Source organism: Phenylobacterium sp. NIBR 498073, from assembly GCF_027286305.1.
In the GTDB taxonomy this organism is placed as follows: Bacteria; Pseudomonadota; Alphaproteobacteria; order Caulobacterales; family Caulobacteraceae; genus Phenylobacterium.
On the sequence record NZ_CP114599.1, the window covers coordinates 3,103,097 to 3,123,368 of the forward strand.

Annotated in this window: 22 protein-coding genes and 1 pseudogene; 13 read left to right on the forward strand and 10 right to left on the reverse strand. The window is 68.0% G+C overall.

Going from position 1 to position 20,272, the window contains the following annotated elements:
• Positions 1 to 67 precede the first annotated feature (67 nt).
• The 5 genes from O4N75_RS15555 to O4N75_RS15575 all read right to left on the reverse strand — a co-directional run bounded on the left by O4N75_RS15555 (position 68) and on the right by O4N75_RS15575 (position 5,447).
• Positions 68 to 445, reverse strand: coding sequence for a Rieske (2Fe-2S) protein (locus O4N75_RS15555; protein ID WP_269626387.1), 378 nt, complete (start codon positions 443 to 445; stop codon positions 68 to 70).
• Positions 442 to 1,737 carry a fumarylacetoacetase gene (gene fahA / locus O4N75_RS15560; protein WP_269626388.1) on the reverse strand — a complete coding sequence of 432 codons (1,296 nt, stop codon included), beginning with the start codon at positions 1,735 to 1,737 and terminating at the stop codon, positions 442 to 444. The genes O4N75_RS15555 and fahA overlap by 4 nt, the downstream gene beginning before the upstream one ends.
• Entirely contained in the window at positions 1,734 to 3,029 is a 1,296-nt protein-coding gene (hmgA, locus tag O4N75_RS15565; RefSeq protein WP_269626389.1) for a homogentisate 1,2-dioxygenase, read from the reverse strand. The genes fahA and hmgA overlap by 4 nt, the downstream gene beginning before the upstream one ends.
• A gap of 146 nt (positions 3,030 to 3,175) precedes the next feature.
• On the reverse strand, positions 3,176 to 4,246 hold the full coding sequence (hppD, locus tag O4N75_RS15570) for a 4-hydroxyphenylpyruvate dioxygenase (RefSeq protein ID WP_269626390.1): 1,071 nt from the start codon (positions 4,244 to 4,246) through the stop codon (positions 3,176 to 3,178).
• A 1-nt stretch (position 4,247) separates the two neighbouring features.
• Entirely contained in the window at positions 4,248 to 5,447 is a 1,200-nt protein-coding gene (locus O4N75_RS15575; protein WP_269626391.1) for an amino acid aminotransferase, read from the reverse strand.
• Positions 5,448 to 5,562: 115 nt separating this feature from the next.
• On the opposite strand from O4N75_RS15575, the gene O4N75_RS15580 reads away from it, so the two are divergent.
• The 7 genes and pseudogenes from O4N75_RS15580 to O4N75_RS15610 all read left to right on the forward strand — a co-directional run bounded on the left by O4N75_RS15580 (position 5,563) and on the right by O4N75_RS15610 (position 9,242).
• Entirely contained in the window at positions 5,563 to 6,033 is a 471-nt protein-coding gene (locus tag O4N75_RS15580; RefSeq protein ID WP_269626392.1) for an Lrp/AsnC family transcriptional regulator, read from the forward strand.
• A gap of 57 nt (positions 6,034 to 6,090) precedes the next feature.
• On the forward strand, positions 6,091 to 6,960 hold the full coding sequence (locus O4N75_RS15585) for an alpha/beta fold hydrolase (protein ID WP_269626393.1): 870 nt from the start codon (positions 6,091 to 6,093) through the stop codon (positions 6,958 to 6,960).
• Between the two features lie 77 nt (positions 6,961 to 7,037).
• A complete protein-coding gene (locus O4N75_RS15590) occupies positions 7,038 to 7,361 on the forward strand; it encodes a metalloregulator ArsR/SmtB family transcription factor (RefSeq protein ID WP_269626394.1) in 324 nt (107 codons plus the stop codon).
• Positions 7,358 to 7,768, forward strand: a complete 411-nt coding sequence (locus O4N75_RS15595) for an SRPBCC domain-containing protein (RefSeq protein ID WP_269626395.1) — start codon at positions 7,358 to 7,360, stop codon at positions 7,766 to 7,768. The genes O4N75_RS15590 and O4N75_RS15595 overlap by 4 nt, the downstream gene beginning before the upstream one ends.
• Positions 7,769 to 7,783: 15 nt before the next feature.
• Complete coding sequence (locus tag O4N75_RS15600) at positions 7,784 to 7,993, forward strand: hypothetical protein (RefSeq protein WP_269626396.1); 210 nt, start codon at positions 7,784 to 7,786, stop codon at positions 7,991 to 7,993.
• Between the two features lie 9 nt (positions 7,994 to 8,002).
• Positions 8,003 to 8,413: a DUF1801 domain-containing protein gene (locus tag O4N75_RS15605; RefSeq protein ID WP_269626397.1), complete on the forward strand. Its 411-nt coding sequence runs from the start codon at positions 8,003 to 8,005 to the stop codon at positions 8,411 to 8,413.
• A gap of 71 nt (positions 8,414 to 8,484) precedes the next feature.
• Positions 8,485 to 9,242, forward strand: a pseudogene (locus O4N75_RS15610) (IS5 family transposase).
• Between the two features lie 14 nt (positions 9,243 to 9,256).
• Here O4N75_RS15610 and O4N75_RS15615 read toward each other — a convergent pair.
• Positions 9,257 to 9,616 carry a hypothetical protein gene (locus O4N75_RS15615; protein ID WP_269626398.1) on the reverse strand — a complete coding sequence of 120 codons (360 nt, stop codon included), beginning with the start codon at positions 9,614 to 9,616 and terminating at the stop codon, positions 9,257 to 9,259.
• A 152-nt stretch (positions 9,617 to 9,768) separates the two neighbouring features.
• Here O4N75_RS15615 and O4N75_RS15620 point away from each other — a divergent pair, with 152 nt between their 5' ends.
• Positions 9,769 to 10,791 (forward strand): methyltransferase, encoded by a 1,023-nt coding sequence (locus tag O4N75_RS15620; protein WP_269626399.1) that lies wholly within the window; start codon positions 9,769 to 9,771, stop codon positions 10,789 to 10,791.
• A 106-nt stretch (positions 10,792 to 10,897) separates the two neighbouring features.
• Here the strand turns inward: O4N75_RS15620 and O4N75_RS15625 are convergent, their stop codons facing one another.
• Positions 10,898 to 11,353, reverse strand: coding sequence for a GFA family protein (locus O4N75_RS15625; RefSeq protein ID WP_269626400.1), 456 nt, complete (start codon positions 11,351 to 11,353; stop codon positions 10,898 to 10,900).
• Positions 11,354 to 11,485: 132 nt separating this feature from the next.
• Between O4N75_RS15625 and O4N75_RS15630 the strand changes: the two genes are divergently transcribed.
• Positions 11,486 to 12,130: a heme-binding beta-barrel domain-containing protein gene (locus tag O4N75_RS15630; protein ID WP_269626401.1), complete on the forward strand. Its 645-nt coding sequence runs from the start codon at positions 11,486 to 11,488 to the stop codon at positions 12,128 to 12,130.
• A gap of 96 nt (positions 12,131 to 12,226) precedes the next feature.
• The gene (locus tag O4N75_RS15635; protein ID WP_269626402.1) at positions 12,227 to 13,084 is read left to right on the forward strand and encodes a hypothetical protein; all 858 of its coding nucleotides are present in this window, start codon (positions 12,227 to 12,229) and stop codon (positions 13,082 to 13,084) included.
• Here the strand turns inward: O4N75_RS15635 and O4N75_RS15640 are convergent.
• The 3 genes from O4N75_RS15640 to O4N75_RS15650 are packed head-to-tail and all read right to left on the reverse strand — an operon-like array spanning position 13,081 to position 16,662.
• On the reverse strand, positions 13,081 to 14,520 hold the full coding sequence (locus tag O4N75_RS15640; RefSeq protein WP_269626403.1) for a deoxyribodipyrimidine photo-lyase: 1,440 nt from the start codon (positions 14,518 to 14,520) through the stop codon (positions 13,081 to 13,083). The two genes, O4N75_RS15635 and O4N75_RS15640, sit on opposite strands and share 4 nt — an antisense overlap.
• Before the next feature lie 37 nt (positions 14,521 to 14,557).
• The gene (gene hutC, locus O4N75_RS15645) at positions 14,558 to 15,295 is read right to left on the reverse strand and encodes a histidine utilization repressor (RefSeq protein WP_269626404.1); all 738 of its coding nucleotides are present in this window, start codon (positions 15,293 to 15,295) and stop codon (positions 14,558 to 14,560) included.
• Positions 15,292 to 16,662, reverse strand: coding sequence for a formimidoylglutamate deiminase (locus tag O4N75_RS15650; protein WP_269626405.1), 1,371 nt, complete (start codon positions 16,660 to 16,662; stop codon positions 15,292 to 15,294). The genes hutC and O4N75_RS15650 overlap by 4 nt, the downstream gene beginning before the upstream one ends.
• A gap of 65 nt (positions 16,663 to 16,727) precedes the next feature.
• On the opposite strand from O4N75_RS15650, the gene hutI reads away from it, so the two are divergent.
• Genes hutI through hutG form a run of 3 tightly spaced genes read left to right on the forward strand, consistent with a single transcriptional unit; the run spans position 16,728 to position 20,271 of the window.
• Positions 16,728 to 17,933: an imidazolonepropionase gene (gene hutI, locus O4N75_RS15655; RefSeq protein ID WP_269626406.1), complete on the forward strand. Its 1,206-nt coding sequence runs from the start codon at positions 16,728 to 16,730 to the stop codon at positions 17,931 to 17,933.
• The gene (gene hutH, locus O4N75_RS15660; protein ID WP_269626407.1) at positions 17,918 to 19,462 is read left to right on the forward strand and encodes a histidine ammonia-lyase; all 1,545 of its coding nucleotides are present in this window, start codon (positions 17,918 to 17,920) and stop codon (positions 19,460 to 19,462) included. Before hutI ends, hutH begins: the two co-directional genes overlap by 16 nt.
• Complete coding sequence (gene hutG, locus O4N75_RS15665) at positions 19,459 to 20,271, forward strand: N-formylglutamate deformylase (RefSeq protein ID WP_269626408.1); 813 nt, start codon at positions 19,459 to 19,461, stop codon at positions 20,269 to 20,271. The genes hutH and hutG overlap by 4 nt, the downstream gene beginning before the upstream one ends.
• Position 20,272 lies beyond the last annotated feature (1 nt).

Sequence of the window (20,272 nt, forward strand, 5' to 3'; positions counted from 1 at the left end):
GCCCGGCGCATGCGGCGCGGTCCAGCCTGGGAGAGTACGGAAAGGCCCTAGATTTGCTGCGCCCAGCCTAGGCCGTGCGGATCCAGCCGTCGGCAAGCACCACCGGCCAGGGCCTTAGCGCCGAGCCGGCGCAAGGGCCGCCGACGCAGGCGCCGCTGTCGATGTCGAACAGGGCGCCGTGCCAGGAGCAGGCGATCAGGTCGCCCGTGGGCGTCAGATAGTCGTCGAGCTTCTGGGCCAGCGGCAGGCCGGCGTGAGGGCAGCGGTCGACATAGCCCCTCACCTCTCCGCCGCGGCGGACCACGAAGCCGTGGAAGAAGCCCTCGCCGATCTGCAGCACGAAGTTGCGCGCCGCGCCGTCGGCGATCAGCTCCAGCGGGCCGAGCTTCACGCCCGCGGGCGTGAAGAACAGCCGTGCCGGAAGCTGGGGCGTCTCCTCGCTCACCCGACCACGGTTCCGGTGCAGGGACCAAAGCCGATGGCGACATAGCCGTCGGCGCGTGCATGGCCGGCGATCGAGAGCTCGTCGCCGTCCTGCAGGAAGGTGCGGGTCTCGCCGCTGGGCAGGGTGATCGGCTGGGCGCCGCCGCGGGTCAGCTCCAGCAGGCTGCCGAGGCCGCTGTCGTCGGACGTCGAGATGGTGCCGGTGCCGAAGAGGTCGCCCGGATTGAGGTCGCAGCCGCCGACGGTGTGATGGGTCACCATCTGGGCGGCGGTCCAGTAGAGGTGCCGCGCGGCGCTGGCCGAAAGGCGGACCGGGGCGAGGCCCTGATCGCGCATCTGGGCGGTGGCCAGGAAGACCTCCAGGTCGAGGGCGTAGGCCCCAGAGGCCTGATCGGCCTCATCGGCCAGATAGGCCATCGGCGCCGGGTCGCCTTCAGGCCGCGCCGGTTGAGCGATGCGGAACGGCGCCAGGGCCTCGCTGGTGACGATCCACGGCGAGATCGTGGTCATGAAGTTCTTGGCCAGGAACGGACCGAGCGGCTGGTACTCCCAGGCCTGCAGGTCGCGCGCCGACCAGTCGTTGAGCAGGCAGAGGCCTGCGATGTGGGCCGAGGCCTCGCCGATCGCGATCGGCTGACCGAGGTCATTGCCCTGGCCGATCCAGACGCCGAGCTCCAGCTCCAGGTCGAGGCGCGCAGACGGGCCGAAGGTCGGCGCCTCGGCGTCGGGAGCCTTCTTCTGGCCGCTGGGCCGCCGGACCGGCGCGCCGGAGACGCGGATCGAGGAGGCGCGACCGTGATAGCCGATCGGCACGTGCTTGTAGTTCGGCAGCAGCGGATTGTCGGGCCGGAACTGGCGGCCGACGTTCAGGGCGTGATGGATGCCGGCGTAGAAGTCGGTGTAGTCGCCGATGGTCGCCGGCAGGTGCAGGGTGCAGGACCCAGCCGGATAGAGCCAAGTCTCCACCTCGGAGCGGTCGGGCGCGCCCTTGGCCAGCAGCTCCGACAGCCGCCGACGCAGGGCCCGGCGGGCCGAAGCCGTCAGGCCCAGCAGCGGGTTCAGCGTCGCGCCGGCGCCCGCTTCGGCCGCGGCCTTGGCCTCGCCGCTCAGCAGCGCCGAGCGGGCGGCCAGCGACAGGTCGAGAATCATGTCGCCGATGGCGACCCCGCCGCGCGGCGCGCCGCCGTTCGGCGAAAACACGCCCAGCGGCAGGTTCTGGATCGGGAAGTCGGCGTGGCCTTCGGCGCTCGACACCCAGCTGGTACGCGCCGGGTCGTGGGTCTCGTCGATCATTTGCTGGGAACTTGCGCCTTGGAGAAGCCGGTCCAGCAGTCGTCGTAGTCGAGCTGGTGCAGCGGGGTTTCGGTTGCGAACCGGGTCGGACGGATCACCCAGCGGCTTTCGAACATGAAGGCCATGGTGTTCTCGATCTTGTGCGGGGCGAGGTTGGAGGCGACCGCCTTCTCGTAGCTCTCGCGATCGGGGCCATGGCCGCTCATGCAGTTGTGCAGCGAGGCGCCGCCTGGCGCGAAGCCGCCAGCCTTGGCGTCATAGGCCCCATGGATCAGGCCCATGAATTCGCTCATCACGTTGCGGTGGAACCACGGCGGGCGGAACGTATGCTCGGCCACCATCCAGCGCGGCGGGAAGATCACGAAGTCGCAGTTGGCCGTGCCGGGCACGTCCGACGGCGAGGTCAGGACCGTGAAGATCGACGGATCGGGGTGGTCGTAGCTGACCGTGTTGATGGTGTTGAAGCGGTCGAGGTCGTACTTGCAGGGCGCGAGCGTGCCGTGCCAGGCGACGACGTCGAGCGGGCTGTGATCCAGCGTCGTGCTCCACAGCGCGCCCTGGAATTTCTGAACGACTTCCGTGGGTTCTTCGCGATCTTCAAACCAGGCGACGGGTGTCTGGAAGTCGCGGGCGTTGGCCAGGCCGTTGGCGCCGATGGGACCGAGTTCGGGCAGGCGGAACGGCGCGCCGTAGTTCTCGCAGACATAGCCGCGGGCGGTGGGGCCGGTCAGCTCGACGCGGAAGCGCACGCCGCGCGGGATAAGCGCGATCTCGCCGGGCTTCAGCTCCAGGCGGCCGAGTTCGGTGGCGATCAGCAGCTCGCCGTCCTGCGGCACGATCAGCAGCTCGCCGTCGGCGTCATAGAACACCCGTCCTTGCATCGAGCGGTTGGCGACGTAGAGGTGGATGGCGATGCCGGCGAAGGTCCCGACGTCGCCGTTGCCGGCGTAGGTGACGAGGCCGTCGACGAAGTCGGTCGGCTCGGCCGGGATCGGCAGCGGGTCCCAGCGCAGGCGATTGGGGTTGGCCGCGACCTCGTCGAACGGCCCCGAGCGCAGCAGCTTGCCGCCGTCGTAGGGCAGATAAGGCGCGTGGCTGGCGGTGGGACGCAGGCGATAGAGCCAGGAGCGCTTGTTCTCGTGCCGCGGCGCGGTGAAAGCGCTGCCCGACAGTTGCTCGGCGAAGAGACCGAACGGCGTCTGCTGCGGCGAGTTCTGGCCGACCGGCAACGCGCCGGCGACGGCCTGCGTCTCGAAGCTTCCCCCGAAGCCGGACATGTAGTTCAGCGGCATGGTTTTCTCCACGGCCGGTTTCCCCCTCCGTCGCGCTACGCGCGCCACCTCCCCCAGAGGGGGAGGATCTGAAGACCAAGATGCTCCCCCTCTGGGGGAGCTGTCAGCCACCAGCTGACTGAGGGGGCTTACGCCCCCACGTCTACCTAGGCCGCGTCAACCTTGATGACGCCGCGGCGGATCTGGTCGAGTTCGATGGACTCGAACAGGGCCTGGAAATTGCCGTTGCCGAAGCCTTCGTTGCCCTTGCGCTGGATGATCTCGAAGAAGATCGGGCCGAACAGGTTCTCGGTGAAGATCTGCAGCAGGATGCCTTCGTCGCCGACATTGCCGTCGATGAGGATGCGGTTCTTGCGCAGGCGCTCGAGGTCCTCACCGTGGCCGGGGACGCGCTTGTCGACCAGCTCGTAGTAGGTCTCGATGGTGTCCTGCAGCTTCACGCCGCGGGCGCGCAGGGCCTCGACCGTCTCGAAGATGTTGTCGGTCGTGAAGGCCAGGTGCTGGATGCCCTCGCCGTTGTACTCGCGGATGAACTCTTCGATCTGGGACTTGTCGTCCTGGCTCTCGTTCAGCGGGATGCGGATGGCTTTGTCGGGCGCGATCATCGCCTGGCTGAACAGGCCGGTGGCCTGCCCCTTGATGTCGAAGTACTTCTGCTCTTCGAAGCCGAAGATCTGGTTGTAGAAGGTCGACCAGGTGCGCATCTGGCCGCGCTTGACGTTGTGGGTAAGGTGGTCGAGCAGATCGAGGCCGACGGCGTTCTTGGCCTCGGCTTCCGCCGCTCCCGGGATCTGCTCCCAGGCGTCGTAGATCGTGCCCTTGTCGCCGAAGCGATCGACCAGATAGAGCAGCGAGCCGCCGATCCCTTCCAGCACGTAGGCGTCCGAGAGCGCCGATCTCGAGGCGTCAGCCGGCTTGGCGCCGCGCGAGAGCGCCAGCTCATAGGCGGCCTTGGCGTCGGCGACGCGGAACGCCATGCCGTTGGCCGACGGACCGTGGGCGCCGCGGAAGTCGGCGGCCTGGCCGGCCGGCTCCTGGTTGACCAGCAGGTTGGTGCGGCCCTGCTTGTAGCGGACGATCGCTTTGGTCGGGTGCTTCGAATAGGCCGTGAAGCCAAGCTGCTCGATCAGGGCGGCCATCTTGGCCGGATCGGGACTGGTGAACTCGACGAACTCGAAGCCGTCGAGGCCGATGGGGTTTTCCGGGGTCACGGTCATATCAGGCGGCTCCCTTGAGGCAGGCGTCCAGCGCCTGCACGAATGGCTGGACGGTGTCGGCCTTCAGGCCGGCGATGTTGATGCGGCCGGAACCGGCCATGTAGACGGCGTGGTCGCGACGCATGGCCTCGACCTGGGCCGGGCTCAGCGGCAGCAGGGCGAACAAGCCGTGCTGGTCGCGCAGCGGCTCCAGGCGCGGATCGGCCTCGGCCAGCGCCGCGCGCACCTGGTTCAAACGCGTGCGCATGGCGTCCAGTTCGGCCCGCCATTGGGCCGTCAGGGCAGCGTCTTCCAGGATCACGCGGACGGCCGCGGCGCCGTGGTCCGGCGGCATCGACCAGGCGCAACGGGCCAGTTGCAGGATGTTCGAGCGGACCACGTCCTCATGGCCGCGGGCGCGGACGAACAGCGCGCCGGTGCGCTCGCGGTAGAGGCCGAAATTCTTGTCGCAGGAATAGGCGACAATGGCGCTCTCGCTGCCCTCCATGACCAGCCGCATGCCGGCGGCGTCCTCGTCGAGGCCCGCGCCCAGCCCCTGATAGGCCAGGTCGATCAGCGGGACGGCGCCGCGCGCGTTCATCAGGGCGGCGACCTCCGCCCACTGGGCCAGCGACAGGTCCGCGCCGGTCGGGTTGTGGCAGGCGCCGTGCAGCAGCACGACATCGCCGGCCTCGACCTTGGCCAGGGCGGCCATCATCTCGTCAAAGCACAGCCGCTGGGTCGCGGGATCGAAATAGCGGAAGGTCTCCACGACCATGCCCGCTTGGCGGAAGATCGGGGCGTGGATCGGCCAGGACGGCGTGCCCATCCAGATCGTAGCACCGGGCGTGCCGGCGTTGGCCAGCTCCGCCGCCAGGCGCAGGGCGCCGGTGCCGCCGGGCGTCTGGACCGCAAAGAGCTCCTCCCCCGCTGCGCCGCCGCCGAACACCACCGGGGCGATGGCTTCCAGGAAGCCGAAGTCGCCTTCAGGGCCGAGATAGGCCTTCGTGGGCTGGGTTTCGAGCAGCGCCCGTTCGGCGGCCTTCACGGCGCCGAACACCGGCGTATCGCCAGCCGCGTCGCGATAGACCCCGACGCCAAGGTTGAGCTTCTGGGCCCGCGGGTCGTTCTTATAGAGGGCGATCAGAGACAGCAGCGGATCGGGCGCCTGGGCCTTCAGCCCAGCGAACAGCGAGCGCGCGGGGGCGATCACGTCGGTCATTGCAGCGTCCTCCTTCGTCGAAGAAGAAAGTTACGCGCAGTCCGCGATGAACGGCTTTCAATCTCGCGCCGTTTTGGAGATCATCTGACCTAGTGTTTCATCGACGAGCCAATTCATGAAAGATACGCATCAACTGGACGAGATTGACCGGAAGTTGCTTCGAGCCCTGCAAGCCGACGCCTCGCAGAGTCATGCGGTGCTGGCCGAACAGGTGGGCGCCTCGCCGGCCTCGTGCTGGCGGCGGATCAAGGCGCTGGAGGCGGCCGGCGTGCTGCGCGAGGCGGTGCGGCTGGTCGACGCCGAGCGGGTCGGGCGCGGCGTCAACGTCATGTGCCAACTGCGGATGAAGTCGCACGCCACCGCCCAGCGCCAGGAGTTCGAGGCCTTCCTGCGCACCCGGCCGGAGATTATGGAGTGCCATTCGATGTCCGGAGAGTGGGACTATCTGATGCGCGTAGTGGTGGCCGACGTGGCCGGCTACGAGCGGTTCCTGATGGGCGTGGTGCTGAACCACCCGAACGTGGCGACCGCCGCCTCTCACTTCGCGCTGAGCCAGGTGAAGTACACCACCGCCATGCCCGTCTGAGGCGGTGACAACTGCGCGTCGATCCGCCTAGTCTCACCCGCCCAGGGGGAGCTGCGGATGAAGAGCCTGCTGCTGACGATCGCGCTGCTGGCGCCGGCCTCGACCGGCGCGGCGCAGACACCGCCGCCACAAGCCGTGGTCGCCGATCCCACGCCCGACAAGGATTTCCCGGCGTATCTGCAGCAGACCCGGTATCGTACCGCCGGGGTCGACGTGCCTGCCCGCTGGTTCACCGCGGCCGGCAAGGGGCCGCATCCAAGCGTCCTGCTGCTGCACGGATTTCCGGGGACGGAGCTGAACCTAGACCTGGCGCGGTCGATCCAGCGCGCAGGCTGGAACGTCATGGCGATCCACTATCGCGGGGCCTGGGGCGCGCCCGGCCAGTTCAGTTTCGGCAATACAATCGAGGACGCCCGCGCCGCGCTGACCTGGCTGCGCCACCCGTCCAACGCCGACAAGGTCGACGCAAGCCGCCTGATCGTGCTGGGCCATAGCATGGGCGGCTTCGACACCGTGATGCTGGGCGACGAGCCGGTGGCGGGCTTTATCGTCATCTCGGCCGCCGATCTCGGCGGCATGGCTGCGACCCTGGACACGCCGACCGGCATGGCCGAGGCGATCATGGCGCTGACCGACGACGCGCGTTTCACCAACGCCGCCCCGACAGCCCTGGCTGACGAAGTGCTCGCCAACGCCCAGGCCTGGGACTGGCGGACCAACGCCGCCGAGATGGCTGGGCGGCCAGCGCTGATCATTAGCTCGGACGACGGGAACGAGCCGGCCGACCAGGCCGTCGCCGACGCCATCGAGGCGGCCGGCGGCCCCAAGCCTGCGCGCGTCCGCTTTCCGACGGACCACAGCTACAACGACCATCGCATCGCCTTGCAGGCGGCGGTGGTCGGCTGGCTGCAAGCGACCTTTCGATAAAACGGATCGCCGCCCCTTGACCAATCCATAACCGTATAGATATGGATTAATTCATAGCCAATGAGTTATTGATTGGAATGCCACAAGCCCAGGACCTGATCTTTCGCACCCTCGCCGATCCGACCCGCCGGGCGATCTTCGAACGGCTGTGTCGTGACGGCGAACAGACGGTCGGCGCCCTGACAGCGCAGGCCGGCGTTTCGCAGCCGGCGGTCTCCAAGCACCTGGCGGCGCTGAAGCTGGCCGGGCTGGTGCGTGACCGGCCCGAGGGCCGCCAGACCCACTACCGCGCCCAGATCGGGGCTCTGGCCCCACTGGTTGATTGGACCCGAGAGATGAACCGCTTCTGGGAAAGCCGGTTTGATGAACTCGAAGATCTGCTCAGGAGGATGGACCAGTGAGCGCCACCGCGACCCAAACCCGTACCGTCGTCGTCGAACGGGAGATCCCCTTCGCCCCCGAGAAGATTTGGCGGGCCCTGACCCAGCCGCACCTGATCGCCGAGTGGCTGATGAAGAACGATTTCCAGCCGGTGGTGGGCCACGGCTTCAGCCTAAGCGCCGAATGGGGCGCGGTGAATTGCGAGGTCCTGGCGGTCGAGCCGCCAACGTCGCTGACCTACACCTGGGCCGGCATGGGGCTCGAGAGCGTCGTCACCTGGACGCTGACGCCGACCTCGACCGGCACGCGACTGCGCATGGAGCAGGCCGGCTTCGGACCGGAAAATGAAATGGCGTTCCGCGGCGCGAGCGCCGGTTGGCCGCGCTACTTCGGAGCGCTGGAAGACGTTCTGGCCCGGCTCGACTGACCAAAGGAGGCGCGAATGGACTGGAACAAGTGGATCCGCACCGTTCACCGCTGGGTGTCCGTCGCCTTCACGGCGGCGGTCATCCTCAACGTCGTCGCCATGGTTCAGGGGTCGTCTGCAACCTGGATCGGCTTCCTGGCGCTGGCTCCGCTGGCGCTGCTGCTGCCGACTGGGCTCTACCTCTTCCTGCTGCCCTATGTCGCTAAACGGCGCGGACGAGCCTGAGCTGACGCCATGACCTCGCCTAAGCTGTTGGCTGGCGGAAACCCGCAGATCGCCAAGGGCGACGGCGATGGGCCGGTCCAGGCCTATATCGCCGCCATGCCCGGATGGAAGAGCCAGCTCGGCCGGAAGCTGGACGCGTTGGTGATGGCGACCGTGCCGACCGCGCGGAAGGGCGTGCGGTGGAACTCGCCGTTCTATGGATCGGAGGCCGGCGGCTGGTTCGTCTCGTTCCATGTGCTGACCAAGTACGTGAAGGTCACGTTCTTCGACGGCCTCTCGCTGGTTCCGATCCCGCCGGGCGGCACGCCCAAGAGCGGCCAGGGGCGTTGGATCGACATCTATGAAGGCGATGAACTGGACGAGGCGCAGATGACGGACTGGATCCGGCAGGCGGCGGCCCTGTCCGGCTGGGCGCCCTAGGGTCTGTACTCAATAGGGTCTAGCGCGGCGTTGGCGTTGCTGATTCAAGGATTCCGGAAGGAGCCTTGGATATGGCGAAGCAGGTTCAGTGGCTTAGCGACGAAGAATGGGCTCGGATCGAGCCGTTGCTTCCGCGAGGTCGTAAGGGCGCCCATCGGGTGGATGATCGCCGGGTGATCTCGGGCATTGTCCATATGCTGAAGAGCGGAGCTCGCTGGCGCGATTGCCCACCGGAGTTCGGGCCCTACACGACCGTCTACAACCGTTTCAACCGCTGGAGCCGCCAGGGGCTCTGGCTGCAGATGTTTGAGGCGCTGACGGGCCACACCGGCATCTATGGCGCGGCGATCGACGCTACCCACGTCAGGGCGCACCGGTCGGCGGCGGGCGCAAAAGGGGGGCCTTCCTCCAAGCCATAGGCCGCTCGCGTGGGGGCCGCACCACCAAGATCCATGGCCTGGTCGACGAGCGCGGCCGGCCCAGGGTGCTGCTGCTCAGCGCCGGAAACATCAACGACATCAGCATGGCTCACGCCCTGATCCAGGCCACAGGCCCCTTCCAGAAGCTCCTGGCTGACAAAGGCTACGACGCCGACCATCTGCGCAGGCGGCTCGCCGAGCGCGGGGCCGAGGCGGTGATCCCTTCCACCACCTCTCGCCGAACTCCAATCCCCTACGACGCCAACGCCTATAAGGACCGAAACCGCGTCGAGCGCATGTGGTGCAGGCTAAAAGACTTCCGACGCATCGCTACCCGCTACGACAAGCTCGCAAGGAACTACCTCTCGGCCGTCCTGCTCGCCGCAACCTACGCATACTGGCTCAATTGAGTCCGGACCCTAGGTCAGGAACCGGGGATGCTCGGCGCGCGCCATCCGCCCGGCGACGGGGCCGGCGCCTTGCGCGGCTCCCATGGATCGGTGACCCGGCCCCAGGCCTCGCGCCGCAGGATCGGCGAATTGCGGATCATGCTGTCGGGCGGCGTGATCCCGCGGCCGTGGCCATCGGTCGTGCCCCACTTGCGCGGGTCGGTAGAGGTCGTCCGCGCGCCGCCTTCGCCGTCCGGACGCCGCTCGGTGACGTGCCCGTCCGGCTCCTTACAGCGCCAGCCCCCATCGAGGGTCCGCGAGCACTCCGAGGAGCCGGCGGCGGCCGATCCGGCCAGGACCAGCGTGGTGAGAGCTCCGATCAGATATGAACGCATGACGCACTCCCAACTGCGCCGAGCTTAGCCCCCTCGCTTGAGCGGGGTCACCCCGAAATCGCGCATCAGCGAACACGCTCGACGAACGACGTTTGACAAAGGCGGCGACCAGGCGGACCGTTCCGGCGGGGCGGAGCCGTCAGGAGGCTGGCATGGACGATGCGCGCGCGGTGACCCCCGAAGGGATCATGCAACTTGGCTGGGGCTTCTGGGGCTCCAAGGCGCTGCTGAGCGCCGTCGAATTGGGCGTGTTCACGCAGCTGGGCGGCGGTCCCAAATCGCTGGAGGAATTGACCAGGAGCCTGAAGCTGCACCCGCGCTCTGCGCGAGATTTCTTCGACACGCTGGTGGCGCTCGGCGTGTTGAACCGGGATGCGGCCGGCGCCTACGCCAATACGGCGGAGACCGCGCTGTACCTGGATCGGGCCAAGCCCAGCTATGTCGGCGGCATCCTGGAAATGGCCAACAAGCGGCTCTACCGGTTCTGGGACGGGCTGACCGAGGCGCTGCAGACCGGCCTGCCGCAGAACGAGGCCAAGAACGGCGGCGAAGACCTGTTCTCGGTCATCTATTCCGACCCGGAGATCCTGGAGAGCTTCCTGCGCGGGATGACCGGGGTCAGCCTGCCGGCGGCGCACGCGATGGCGGCGCTGTTTCCGTGGAACGAGGTCAAGTCGTTCGTCGATGTCGGCTGCGCCCAAGGCGGTGCGACGGTGGCGATCGCCCAGGCGCATCCGCACCTGACGGGCACCGGTTTCGACCTTCCGGTCGTGCAGCCCGTGTTCGACGCATATGTGAAGGAAAACGGCCTGCAGGACCGCGTGAGCTTCGCCGCCGGGGACTTCTTCGCCGATCCCATGCCTACGGCCGACGTGATCATCATGGGCCACATCCTGCACGACTGGGACCTGGCCCAGAAGCGCGGGTTGCTGGCCAAGGCCTACGCCGCCTTGCCGGCCGGGGGGCGGCTGATCGTCTACGACGCGATCATCGACGACGCGCGACGGCAGAACGCCTTCGGCCTGCTGATGAGCTTGAACATGCTGATCGAGACCCATGGCGGCTTCGACTACACCGGCGCCGACTGCATCGGCTGGATGAGAGAGGCCGGATTCCGCGACGCCAAGGTGCAGCCGCTGGTCGGCCCGGACTCGATGGTGATCGGAACGAAGTAGGCCGTGAGGGCATTTTCCGCCGAAGTGGATACCGCTTCGGCGAAGAAAATGCCCTAAATTCAAAAATTCATGAGCAATTTCTGATCCACTCAGATCGGAAATTGCTCTAGCCCGCGCGGCCGGCGGCAAACGCCGCCATCATCGGCGCGTAGGCCTCGGGCGGCGGGAAACCCTCGAAGCTCTCAACCGCCGGGGTGACCGCCCAGGGCAGTTTCTCGGCGGTCATGGTCTCCATGAACGGCTCAAGGCCGCTGGGGTCATCCAGCAAGGTCGTGCGGACGTTGACGACATGCGGCGCGTCGTCGGGCCGCGTGAACATCCAGCTCTTGCAGTGTGGACAGAAGAAGTGCCGCGTCGCGCCGTGCAAGCCGCCAAGAACCGGCTCGCCCTGCGTCACCTCGAACCCGGCGCTGCGTGTCAGGACGCTCAGCGAGAAGGCGCTGGCGGTCATCTTCTGACAGCCGGTGCAGTGACAGGCCATGGTGATCAGCGGCGGGGCGGATATCTTGAACCGCACCTGGCCGCAGCGGCAGCCGCCTTCGCGCATGAACTCGCCCACCATCGCCGTCCGCCCCAGCCTATCGATCCCCGTCTTATGCCAGCTCTCAGGGATCGCTCCAATGCAGCTGCGCTTGACCGACGCAGACAGGGCTTGGCATTGGCGGGCCAGCAACTCAGACGCTAGGAGGCGCCCGTGAACCCGTTCCCCGACGACATCTTCACCGAGCCGGAGGACGTGGACCCGGACGGCCTGGCGAACCTGGGCCCTCTGCGGCGACTGGCTGGAACCTGGGAGGGCCGCAAGGGGCTCGACGTGAATCCCAAGGCCGATGGTCCCGAGCAGCGCGAATACGTCGAGCGGATCGTCATGCGGCCGATCGATCCGCAGGCCAACGGACCGCAGCTGTTCTACGGTCTGCGCTATCACGTCCGCATCATCGCCGCGGGCGAAGAGACGACGTTCCACGACCAAGTCGGCTACTGGCTTTACGAGCCCGCGACCGGCCTGATCCTGCAGTCGCTGGCGATCCCGCGCGGCCAGACCGCGCTGGCGGGCGGCGCGGCCACCAAGACCGGCATCGTCGTCAAGGCGACCCGCGGCGACACCCAACACGGCATCAGCTCGACGGCGTTCCTGGAGCATGCGTTCCGGACGGACAGCTATCAGCTGGAGATCACCTTCCACGACGATGGGAGCTGGAGCTACGTCTCCGACACCATGCTGGCGGTGCGCGGCCAGGAGGGTCTGTTCCAGCATCGCGACCGCAACACGCTGACCAGGGTCGCCGAGCCAATGGAAAATCCGCTGATGCGGCGCGAGAGCGGCCTGGATCTCTGATCCGTCGATTGGGCGAGCCAACGGCGGCTTTGGGCGAAGCCGACGGGCCGGCGGCAGGCGCATGGGGCAGGTGTCGGGCGTTCGAAGGAGCCCGACATGCGCCGCCTGCTGACCGCTCTCGCCGTACTGTGCCTGACCGGCTTGTGGCTAACCGGCGCGGCCGCCCACGCCCAGACGCCGGCCAGCGACAAGTACGCGCCGCCGCACCTGCTCAAGTACTGGCGCAGCCATGGTCCCGGATCGACCTTGGGGACCAGCAGCTCGGAAACCGCGCCCGGCGTCTATCCGGCCACACCCGCGATGTTTGTGCACGGCGTCTATGGCGGCAAGCTGCCGGCGCCCCAGGCTGATCTGCTGCGCCGGCGGCTGGACGTCGTCTTCAAGGCGTTGATGAGCCAACCATCGCTGGCCGACATCCATGGGGCCAGCCTCAGCGTCGCGATCAACATCAGCCGCGCGCCCACCGAGGAGGAAGGCGTGCTGCCGGTCACCGCCAACCTGACCTTCAACGCCAAGCGCATCCTCAAGGACGATCCCAAGACCATCGAGAAGAACGGCCGATACGTGACGCCCTGGCTGGAGGGCGCCGTGCTGGAGGTCGCACTCAATCCCTACGACTTCATGGCCCGACGCAACGTCGTGGTAGCGGGGCCTCCGCACGGCCGCGTGCAGCCGCTGAGCGCGGGCACGACCATGGCGCTGCTCGTCACCGATCGGACGCCGCCAGCCGAGTTTGACCCGAGAGCCCTGGCCCGCGAACTGGCCCACGACTCGTCCTGGCTCGGGGGGGCCGGCCAACGGCCGCTTCTGGTCCGCGTCTCAGGCGCGCGCCACGAGAACCTGGCTGTATGGGATGCGAAGGCCCCGGCCACCGATCCGCTCGCCCGCCTGATCGCGGCCGTCTACATGACCGATTGGGAGCAGGTGCAGCGCGACGTCGCGGCGGTGCGCTAGGCGCGCGTCAGGGCATAGGCCGCAAGGGCTCGCTCGCGCGCGCTTGCGTGATCGACGATCGGCGCCGGATAGGTCACGCCGAGCCGCACGCCGGCGTCGGCCAATTCCAGCGGCCGGGCTGTCCAGGGTGCGTGCAGCAGCTTATCCGGCAGAGCCGCAAGTTCCGGAATCCAGCGACGGACATAGGCGCCGTTGGGATCAAACTTCTGTCCCTGGGTCACCGGATTGAAGACCCGGAAGTACGGCGCGGCGTCGGCCCCGGACCCAGCCACCCACTGCCAACTGGCCGCGTTGTTGGCGAGGTCGGCGTCGACCAGGGTGTCCCAGAACCAGTCTTGCCCCTCACGCCAGTCGATCAGCAGATCCTTGATCAGGAACGAGGCGACGATCATCCGCACTCGGTTGTGCATCCAGCCAGTAGCCCAAAGCTGGCGCATGCCGGCGTCGACAATCGGGTAGCCGGTCAGGCCGCGGCGCCAGGCCTCCAGTCCCTTGGAATCCTGGATCCACGGAAAGGCCGCGAACTCCGGCCGCAACGGTTGTTCCGGCAGGGCCGGAGCGTGAAAGAGCAGGTGGTGAGAGAACTCGCGCCAGGCGATCTCGGATAGAAAGACCTCGACCCCAGATGGCGTCAGATCGCCGGTCTCGGCAAACGCTGCGGCGGTCAGGGCGCGCCAAACCTGGCGCGGGCCGATCTCGCCGAAGTGCAGATGCGGCGACAAGCGCGAAGTCCCTTCCCGTCCAGGCAGGTTGCGAGCCTCGCCATAGGCCAGGCTGATGCGGCCGGCGAAGGCGGCGAGCCGTTCCTGCGCGCCGGATTCGCCCGGCGTCCAAGTCTCGCGCAGGCCGCCCGCCCAGTCGGGGCGCGACGGCGTAAGGTCCCAGTCGCCGAGCGCCTCGCCGGCAGGCCAGACCTGCGGCGCCGCGATATGCCGAGGAGCCTCGCTCGGCGCCGGAAGGGCGAGGCCGGAGCGCAGCGCCCGCCAGAACGGCGTGAACACGCGATAGGGCTCGCCCTTGCCGTTCACCACCTCCCACGGCTCGCACAGCAGGCCGGCGTTGAAGCTGCGCGCAGTGATCCCGCGTCCCTTGAGGGCGACCTTGAGGCGCTCGTCGCGCGAGACGGCCCAGGGCTCATAGCGGCGGTTCCAAACCACCGTCCGGGCGCCGACTTCGCCCGCGACGCGATCAAGCTCGCGTTCGGCCGGGCCACGTCGCAGAATCAGGTGAGAGCCACGCTTCGCCAGATCGGCGGCCAGCGCCTGCAGCGAGTGGTGCAACCACCACCGCGAAGCCCCGCCGGACCGCCAACGACCGGCGTCCTCATCATCAAGGATGTACAGCGGCACGATCGGGCCGCCATGCGCAAGCGCCGCGGCAAGGGCGGGATTGTCGCTCAGGCGCAGGTCGCTGCGGAACCAAAGGAGGGTCGTCACGAGCTCGATTTCGCCCGCGCTGGCTCCCTTTGCAAGCCTAGCTGCGCGAGGGCCCGAAGCGGGCGACGAGATCGTAGCCCTCCCCAGGAAACAGCTGCCGCACCCGCGTCACCCCGACCCCGGCCCGCCACGTGCGGCGCTCGACCGCCAGGCAGGCCGTCCGCGGCGGCACGGCCAGAAGCCGCGCGGCCTCGGCGTCGACCGCCAGGGCGGAGATGCGGTTCTCGGCCTCGGTCCACGGAATATGCTCTAGAAGCCAGGCCCCGGGCGAAATCTCCGCAAAGTCTACCCGGGCCGCTTCGGGCGCCGCGCGCAGGCTGATCAGTCGATCCTCAAGCGAAAACGGCCGGGCGTCAGCGAAGTGAACCCCTCGCAAGACGAGCAGCGTGCGTCCGCCCGCCAACTCGGCTTCGTCGGGACCGTCGGCGGCGCGCTGGACGCAGGTGATCAGCTCGAAGCGATAGACTTGGCCGCGCCCTTCGATCTCGGCGCGCAGGTCCGGGATATCGAGCACGGCGGAGTGCACGCGCGGCCGGGCGACGAAGGATCCGGCTCGCCGGCGGCGCTCTATCAATCCAGCCTCGGCCAGGGCCGAAATCGCCTTGCTCACCGTCATGCGCGAACAGCCGTACTGTTCTGTGAGCTCGTGCTCGAAGGGTATCCGGTCGCCGGGGCCCAATTCACCCGAGAGAATCTTGGCCTCGATGTCGGTACGGATCCGCTGATGCAGGGCGGCCGGGGCTTCAGCCTCGGCGACGGGAGCGGGCTTGTTCACGCGAGCACATACTCCAGGGCCTGACGATAGCGCGCGGCGATCTCCGCACGCCGATGATGTCGGCCATTAGTGACCAGCTTCGCGCCGGCCCGCCAGACGCCGTCGACCATATCCCGGCGGCCGGCGAAGACGAGGCTGTCGAAGATCGCATCGCCCGCGCGGGCGATCAGCGCCGGATGAGCCGGGTCGAGACTGACAAAATCGGCAGGCGCCCCCTCCGCGAGCACGGCGGCGGGGAGCCCCAGCGCCTGCGCGCCACCTGCGGCGGCGGCTCGATGGAGGTCGGCGCCCGAGGAACGTCCGGCCTCGCGGGCGAGCACGTTGCGCGTCCGCCGCGCCAGCCGCTGGCCGTACTCCAGAAGCCGCAGTTCTTCGGCCGCGTCGATCATGACATTGGAGTCGGACCCGATCCCGAAGCGCCCGCCGGCGTCCGCATACTCGACGGCCGGAAAGAGACCATCGCCGAGGTTGGCTTCGGTGATGGGACAGAGACCGGCGACAGCTCGGCTGCGCGCCAGCGCCTCGGTCTCCGCCGGCGTCATGTGCGTAGCGTGAACCAGGCACCAATTGGCGCCTACCGGGGCGTTTGCGAGCAGCCACTCGACCGGCCGCGCCCCCGACCAAGCCAAGCAGTCGTCGATCTCCTTGATCTGCTCGGCGATGTGGATGTGCATCGGCAGGTCGCCGGCCAAACCGACCAGCGCCGCAAGTTCCTCTGGCGTCACGGCGCGCAGGCTATGCGGCGCCAGACCGACCACCGCACCGGGCAACGGCGCGACCGCGGCGCGGCTCTCGTCCAGCAAGCGAGCGAAGCTGTCCAGATCGTTGATGAACCGGGCCTGCCCGGCAGTCGGCGGCGCCCCGCCAAATCCTGCGTGCGCATAGAACACCGGCAACAGCGTCAGTCCGATCCCCGTATCGGCCGCGGCCGCGGCGATCGCGACCGCCATCTCGGCGGGGTTGGTGAACCGCTCCCCGCCCTGATCGTGGTGGAGGTAGTGAAATTCTCCGACCCGCGTAAAGCCGCTCTCCAGCATCTCGACATAGGCCTGCGCCGCGATAGCCTGCAGGTCGCCGGGCCGCAGGCGCTCAGTGAACCGATACATGACCTCGCGCCAGGTCCAGAAACTGTCCGCCGAGGGGCCGCGCGCCTCCGCCAGGCCCGCCATGCCGCGCTGAAACGCGTGACTATGCAGGTTCGGCAGACCTGGCAGGGCCGAACCATACGCATCCTCGCCCGCGGCCCGCGCGACGTCCGCCTCGACGCGGGCGATCACCCCGTCGCTCACGGTCAAGCGGACATTCCGCGCCCAACCGGCCTCAAGCAACGCGCTTTCGAACCAGATCGTTTGAGAGTGATCAGCCACTGGACAAGCCTCCTCGCCTGGACATATGTCTATACATATTGGCGACGATGGGGAAGGAGGCGAACATGCGATGCGACCGGCTCTGGACCAACGCCCGGCTGGCGACTTTGGCGCCCGAGCATCCGGGAATCGGTGAGATCGAAGGCGGCGTCATCGCCGCGCAAGACGGCCGTATCCTGTTCGCTGGCGCAGCCGCACAGGCCCCCGCTTTCGCTCCGGACGAAACCGTCGACTGCGAAGGCCGCTGGATCACGCCAGGGCTGATCGATCCGCACACGCACCTCGTCTTCGGCGGCGACCGCGCGCAGGAATTCGAAATGCGGCTTGCCGGCGCCTCGTACGAGGAGATTGCGCGGGCCGGCGGCGGGATCGTGTCGACCATGCGTGCGACCCGCGCGGCCGACGAAGACGCCCTGGTGGCGGCCGCGTTGCCGCGGCTCGACGCGCTGATCGCCGAAGGCGCGACCACAGTCGAGATCAAGTCCGGCTACGGCCTCTCGCTGGAACACGAAATCAAGTGCCTGCGGGCGGCCCGGCGCCTGGCCACGAAACGCCCGGCGCGCATCGTCACCACCTTCCTCGGCGCGCACGCCCTGCCCCCCGAATGGGCCGGCGATTCTGACGGCTACATCGACGAGGTCTGCGGGCGCATGCTCCCCGCCATCGCAGCGGAAGGGCTGGCCGATGCGGTGGACGCGTTCTGTGAAGGCATTGGATTTACGCCCGCCCAGACCCGCCGCGTCTTTGAAGCAGCGCAGGCGCATGGCCTGCCGGTGAAGCTGCACGCCGAGCAACTTTCCAACCAGCATGGGACCGCTCTGGCGGCGAGCTTCCGCGCCCTGTCGGCCGATCATCTGGAGCATCTCGACATGGACGGCGTCGCCGCCATGGCCCGCGCCGGCGTCGTAGCGACGCTGCTCCCTGGCGCATTCTACTTCGTCCGCGAGACGCGCTTGCCGCCGATCGACGCCCTCCGCGACGCCGGCGTGCCGATCGCCCTGGCGACGGACTGCAATCCTGGCACCTCGCCGCTGACCTCGCTGCTGCTGACCATGAACATGGCGGCTACGCTGTTTCGCCTCACGGTCGATGAGTGCCTGGCGGGCGTGACCCGCGAAGCCGCCCGCGCCCTGGGGTTGGCCGGCGAAACCGGAACACTGGAGGCCGGCAAGGCCTGCGATCTCGCCATCTGGGACATCGAGCGCCCAGCCGAACTTGTCTATCGCATGGGGTTCAACCCGCTCCATGCGCGCGTGTGGAGCGGAAAATGAACTGTGTTGTGCTGCGCCCCGGCGACGTGAGCCTGGCCGAATGGCGCGCGATCTATCGCGGCGCGGAGGTGCGGCTGGATCCGACCTCAGGCGCGGCGATCGAGCAAAGCGCCGCCGCAGTCGAGCGCATCCTTGCAAAGGGCGAGCCCGTCTACGGAATCAATACCGGGTTCGGAAAACTCGCCAGCGTCCGGATCGAAGCTGCCGACCTCGAGACCCTACAGCGCAACATCGTGCTGTCGCACGCCGCCGGCGTCGGCGCCCCCTCCCCCGTCGCGGTCATCCGGCTGATGCTCGCCCTAAAGCTCGCAAGCCTCGCCCAAGGCGCCTCGGGCGTTCGTCCGGCCACCACGGCGTTGCTGGAAGCGATGTTGGCGAAGGGGCTGACGCCGGTCGTGCCGGCGCAAGGATCTGTCGGCGCGTCCGGCGACCTGGCGCCGCTGGCCCACATGGCTGCCACCATGATCGGGGTCGGGGATATCTTCGTGGCTGGCGTACGCCGCCCCGCGAATGAGGCGCTGGCCGAAGCTGGTCTCGCTCCGCTCGTCCTCGGCCCGAAGGAAGGCCTCGCGCTGCTGAACGGAACTCAGTTTTCGACGGCCAACGCGCTCGCCGGGCTCTTCGAAGCCGAACGGCTGTTCCAGACCGGGCTCGTGACCGGCGCGCTTTCGACCGAGGCCGCCAAGGGATCGGACACGCCGTTCGACCACCGTATCCACGCCTTGCGCCGCCACGACGGCCAGATTCAGACCGCCCAGGCCTTAAGAGCTCTCATGAAAGGATCGGCGATCCGCGCGTCCCATCTGAAGGATGACGAGCGGGTGCAGGATCCCTACTGCCTACGCTGCCAACCCCAGGTCATGGGGGCCGCGCTGGACGTCCTCCGTCAGGCGGCCGCTACCCTGGCGACGGAAGCCAACGGCGTCTCGGACAACCCGCTGATCTTCGCCGATACGGACGAGGCCCTGTCGGGTGGCAACTTCCACGCCGAGCCGGTGGCCTTCGCCGCCGACATGATCGCTCTGGCGATCTGCGAGATAGGCTCGCTCGCCGAGCGACGCATCGCCATGCTCGTCGATCCTGCCCTGTCCGGCCTTCCCGCGTTCCTCACGCCGAAGCCCGGTCTGAACTCAGGTTTCATGATCCCGCAGGTCACCGCGGCGGCGTTGGTGTCGGAGAACAAGCAGAAGGCCTATCCGGCCAGCGTCGACTCCATCCCGACCTCCGCCAACCAGGAGGATCACGTTTCGATGGCCGCGCATGGGGCCCGGCGGTTGCTGGAGATGGCGGAAAACGTCGTCGGTGTATTGGGGATCGAGCTGCTTGCTGGAGCGCAGGGCTGCGATTTCCACGCCCCCCTAGCGTCGAGCATGCCGCTGGAAGCGGTCCGCGCGGGCCTGCGCGCCCAGGTGCCACATCTCGACGACGACCGCCATTTCCATCCTGACATGCAAGCGGCCAACGAACTCGTGTGCTCGGGCGGCGTCATCGCCGCTGTGGGCGCTGTCGGTCTGCCCGGAGTCGATTGATGGACTGGCTGGAGATACGGCGCGGAGAAGCGCCCCTGATCGTGAGCTTTCCCCACACTGGCACAGACATTCCGGCCGACATCGAGGCGCAGCTGAAATCGCCGTGGCTGGCGCGCAAGGACGCCGACTGGTGGATCCATCGCCTCTACGGCTTCGCCGCGGACCTCGGCGCCACCACCGTCCGCACGACGATCAGCCGCAGCGTCATCGACGTAAATCGCGACCCGTCGGGCGCCTCGCTCTACCCCGGCCAAGCGACGACGGAGCTGTGTCCGACGACCACATTCGACGGCGAACCGCTCTACCCGGGCGCGACGCCTGACGAGGCTGAAATCGCGCGTCGGCGATCAGCCTACTTCGAGCCGTACCACGCGGCTCTGGCGGCGGAGATCGCCAGGCTGCGAAAGCAGCATGCCAAAGTGGTCCTCTACGAGGCCCACTCCATCCGCTCGCGAATTCCACGACTGTTCGACGGTGAGCTGCCGAACTTCAACCTCGGCACCAATTCGGGCGCGAGTTGTTCGCCCGAACTCACGGCGGGCGTCGAGGCGGCGTGCGATGCGAGCACCTTCAGCCGCGTCACCAATGGTCGCTTCAAGGGCGGCTGGACCACCCGCCACTACGGTCGACCAAACGACGGCGTCCACGCCATCCAGATGGAGCTCGCCTGCCGCGGCTACATGGACGATCCGGCCGATCCGCCGACGCCCGGCGCCTGGCCGACGCCCTACTTCGACGCCCAAGCTGCGCCCATGCGCGCGGTGCTTACGAACGTGCTGAAGGCGTCTGTCGCCTTCGCCCAAGCCTGAG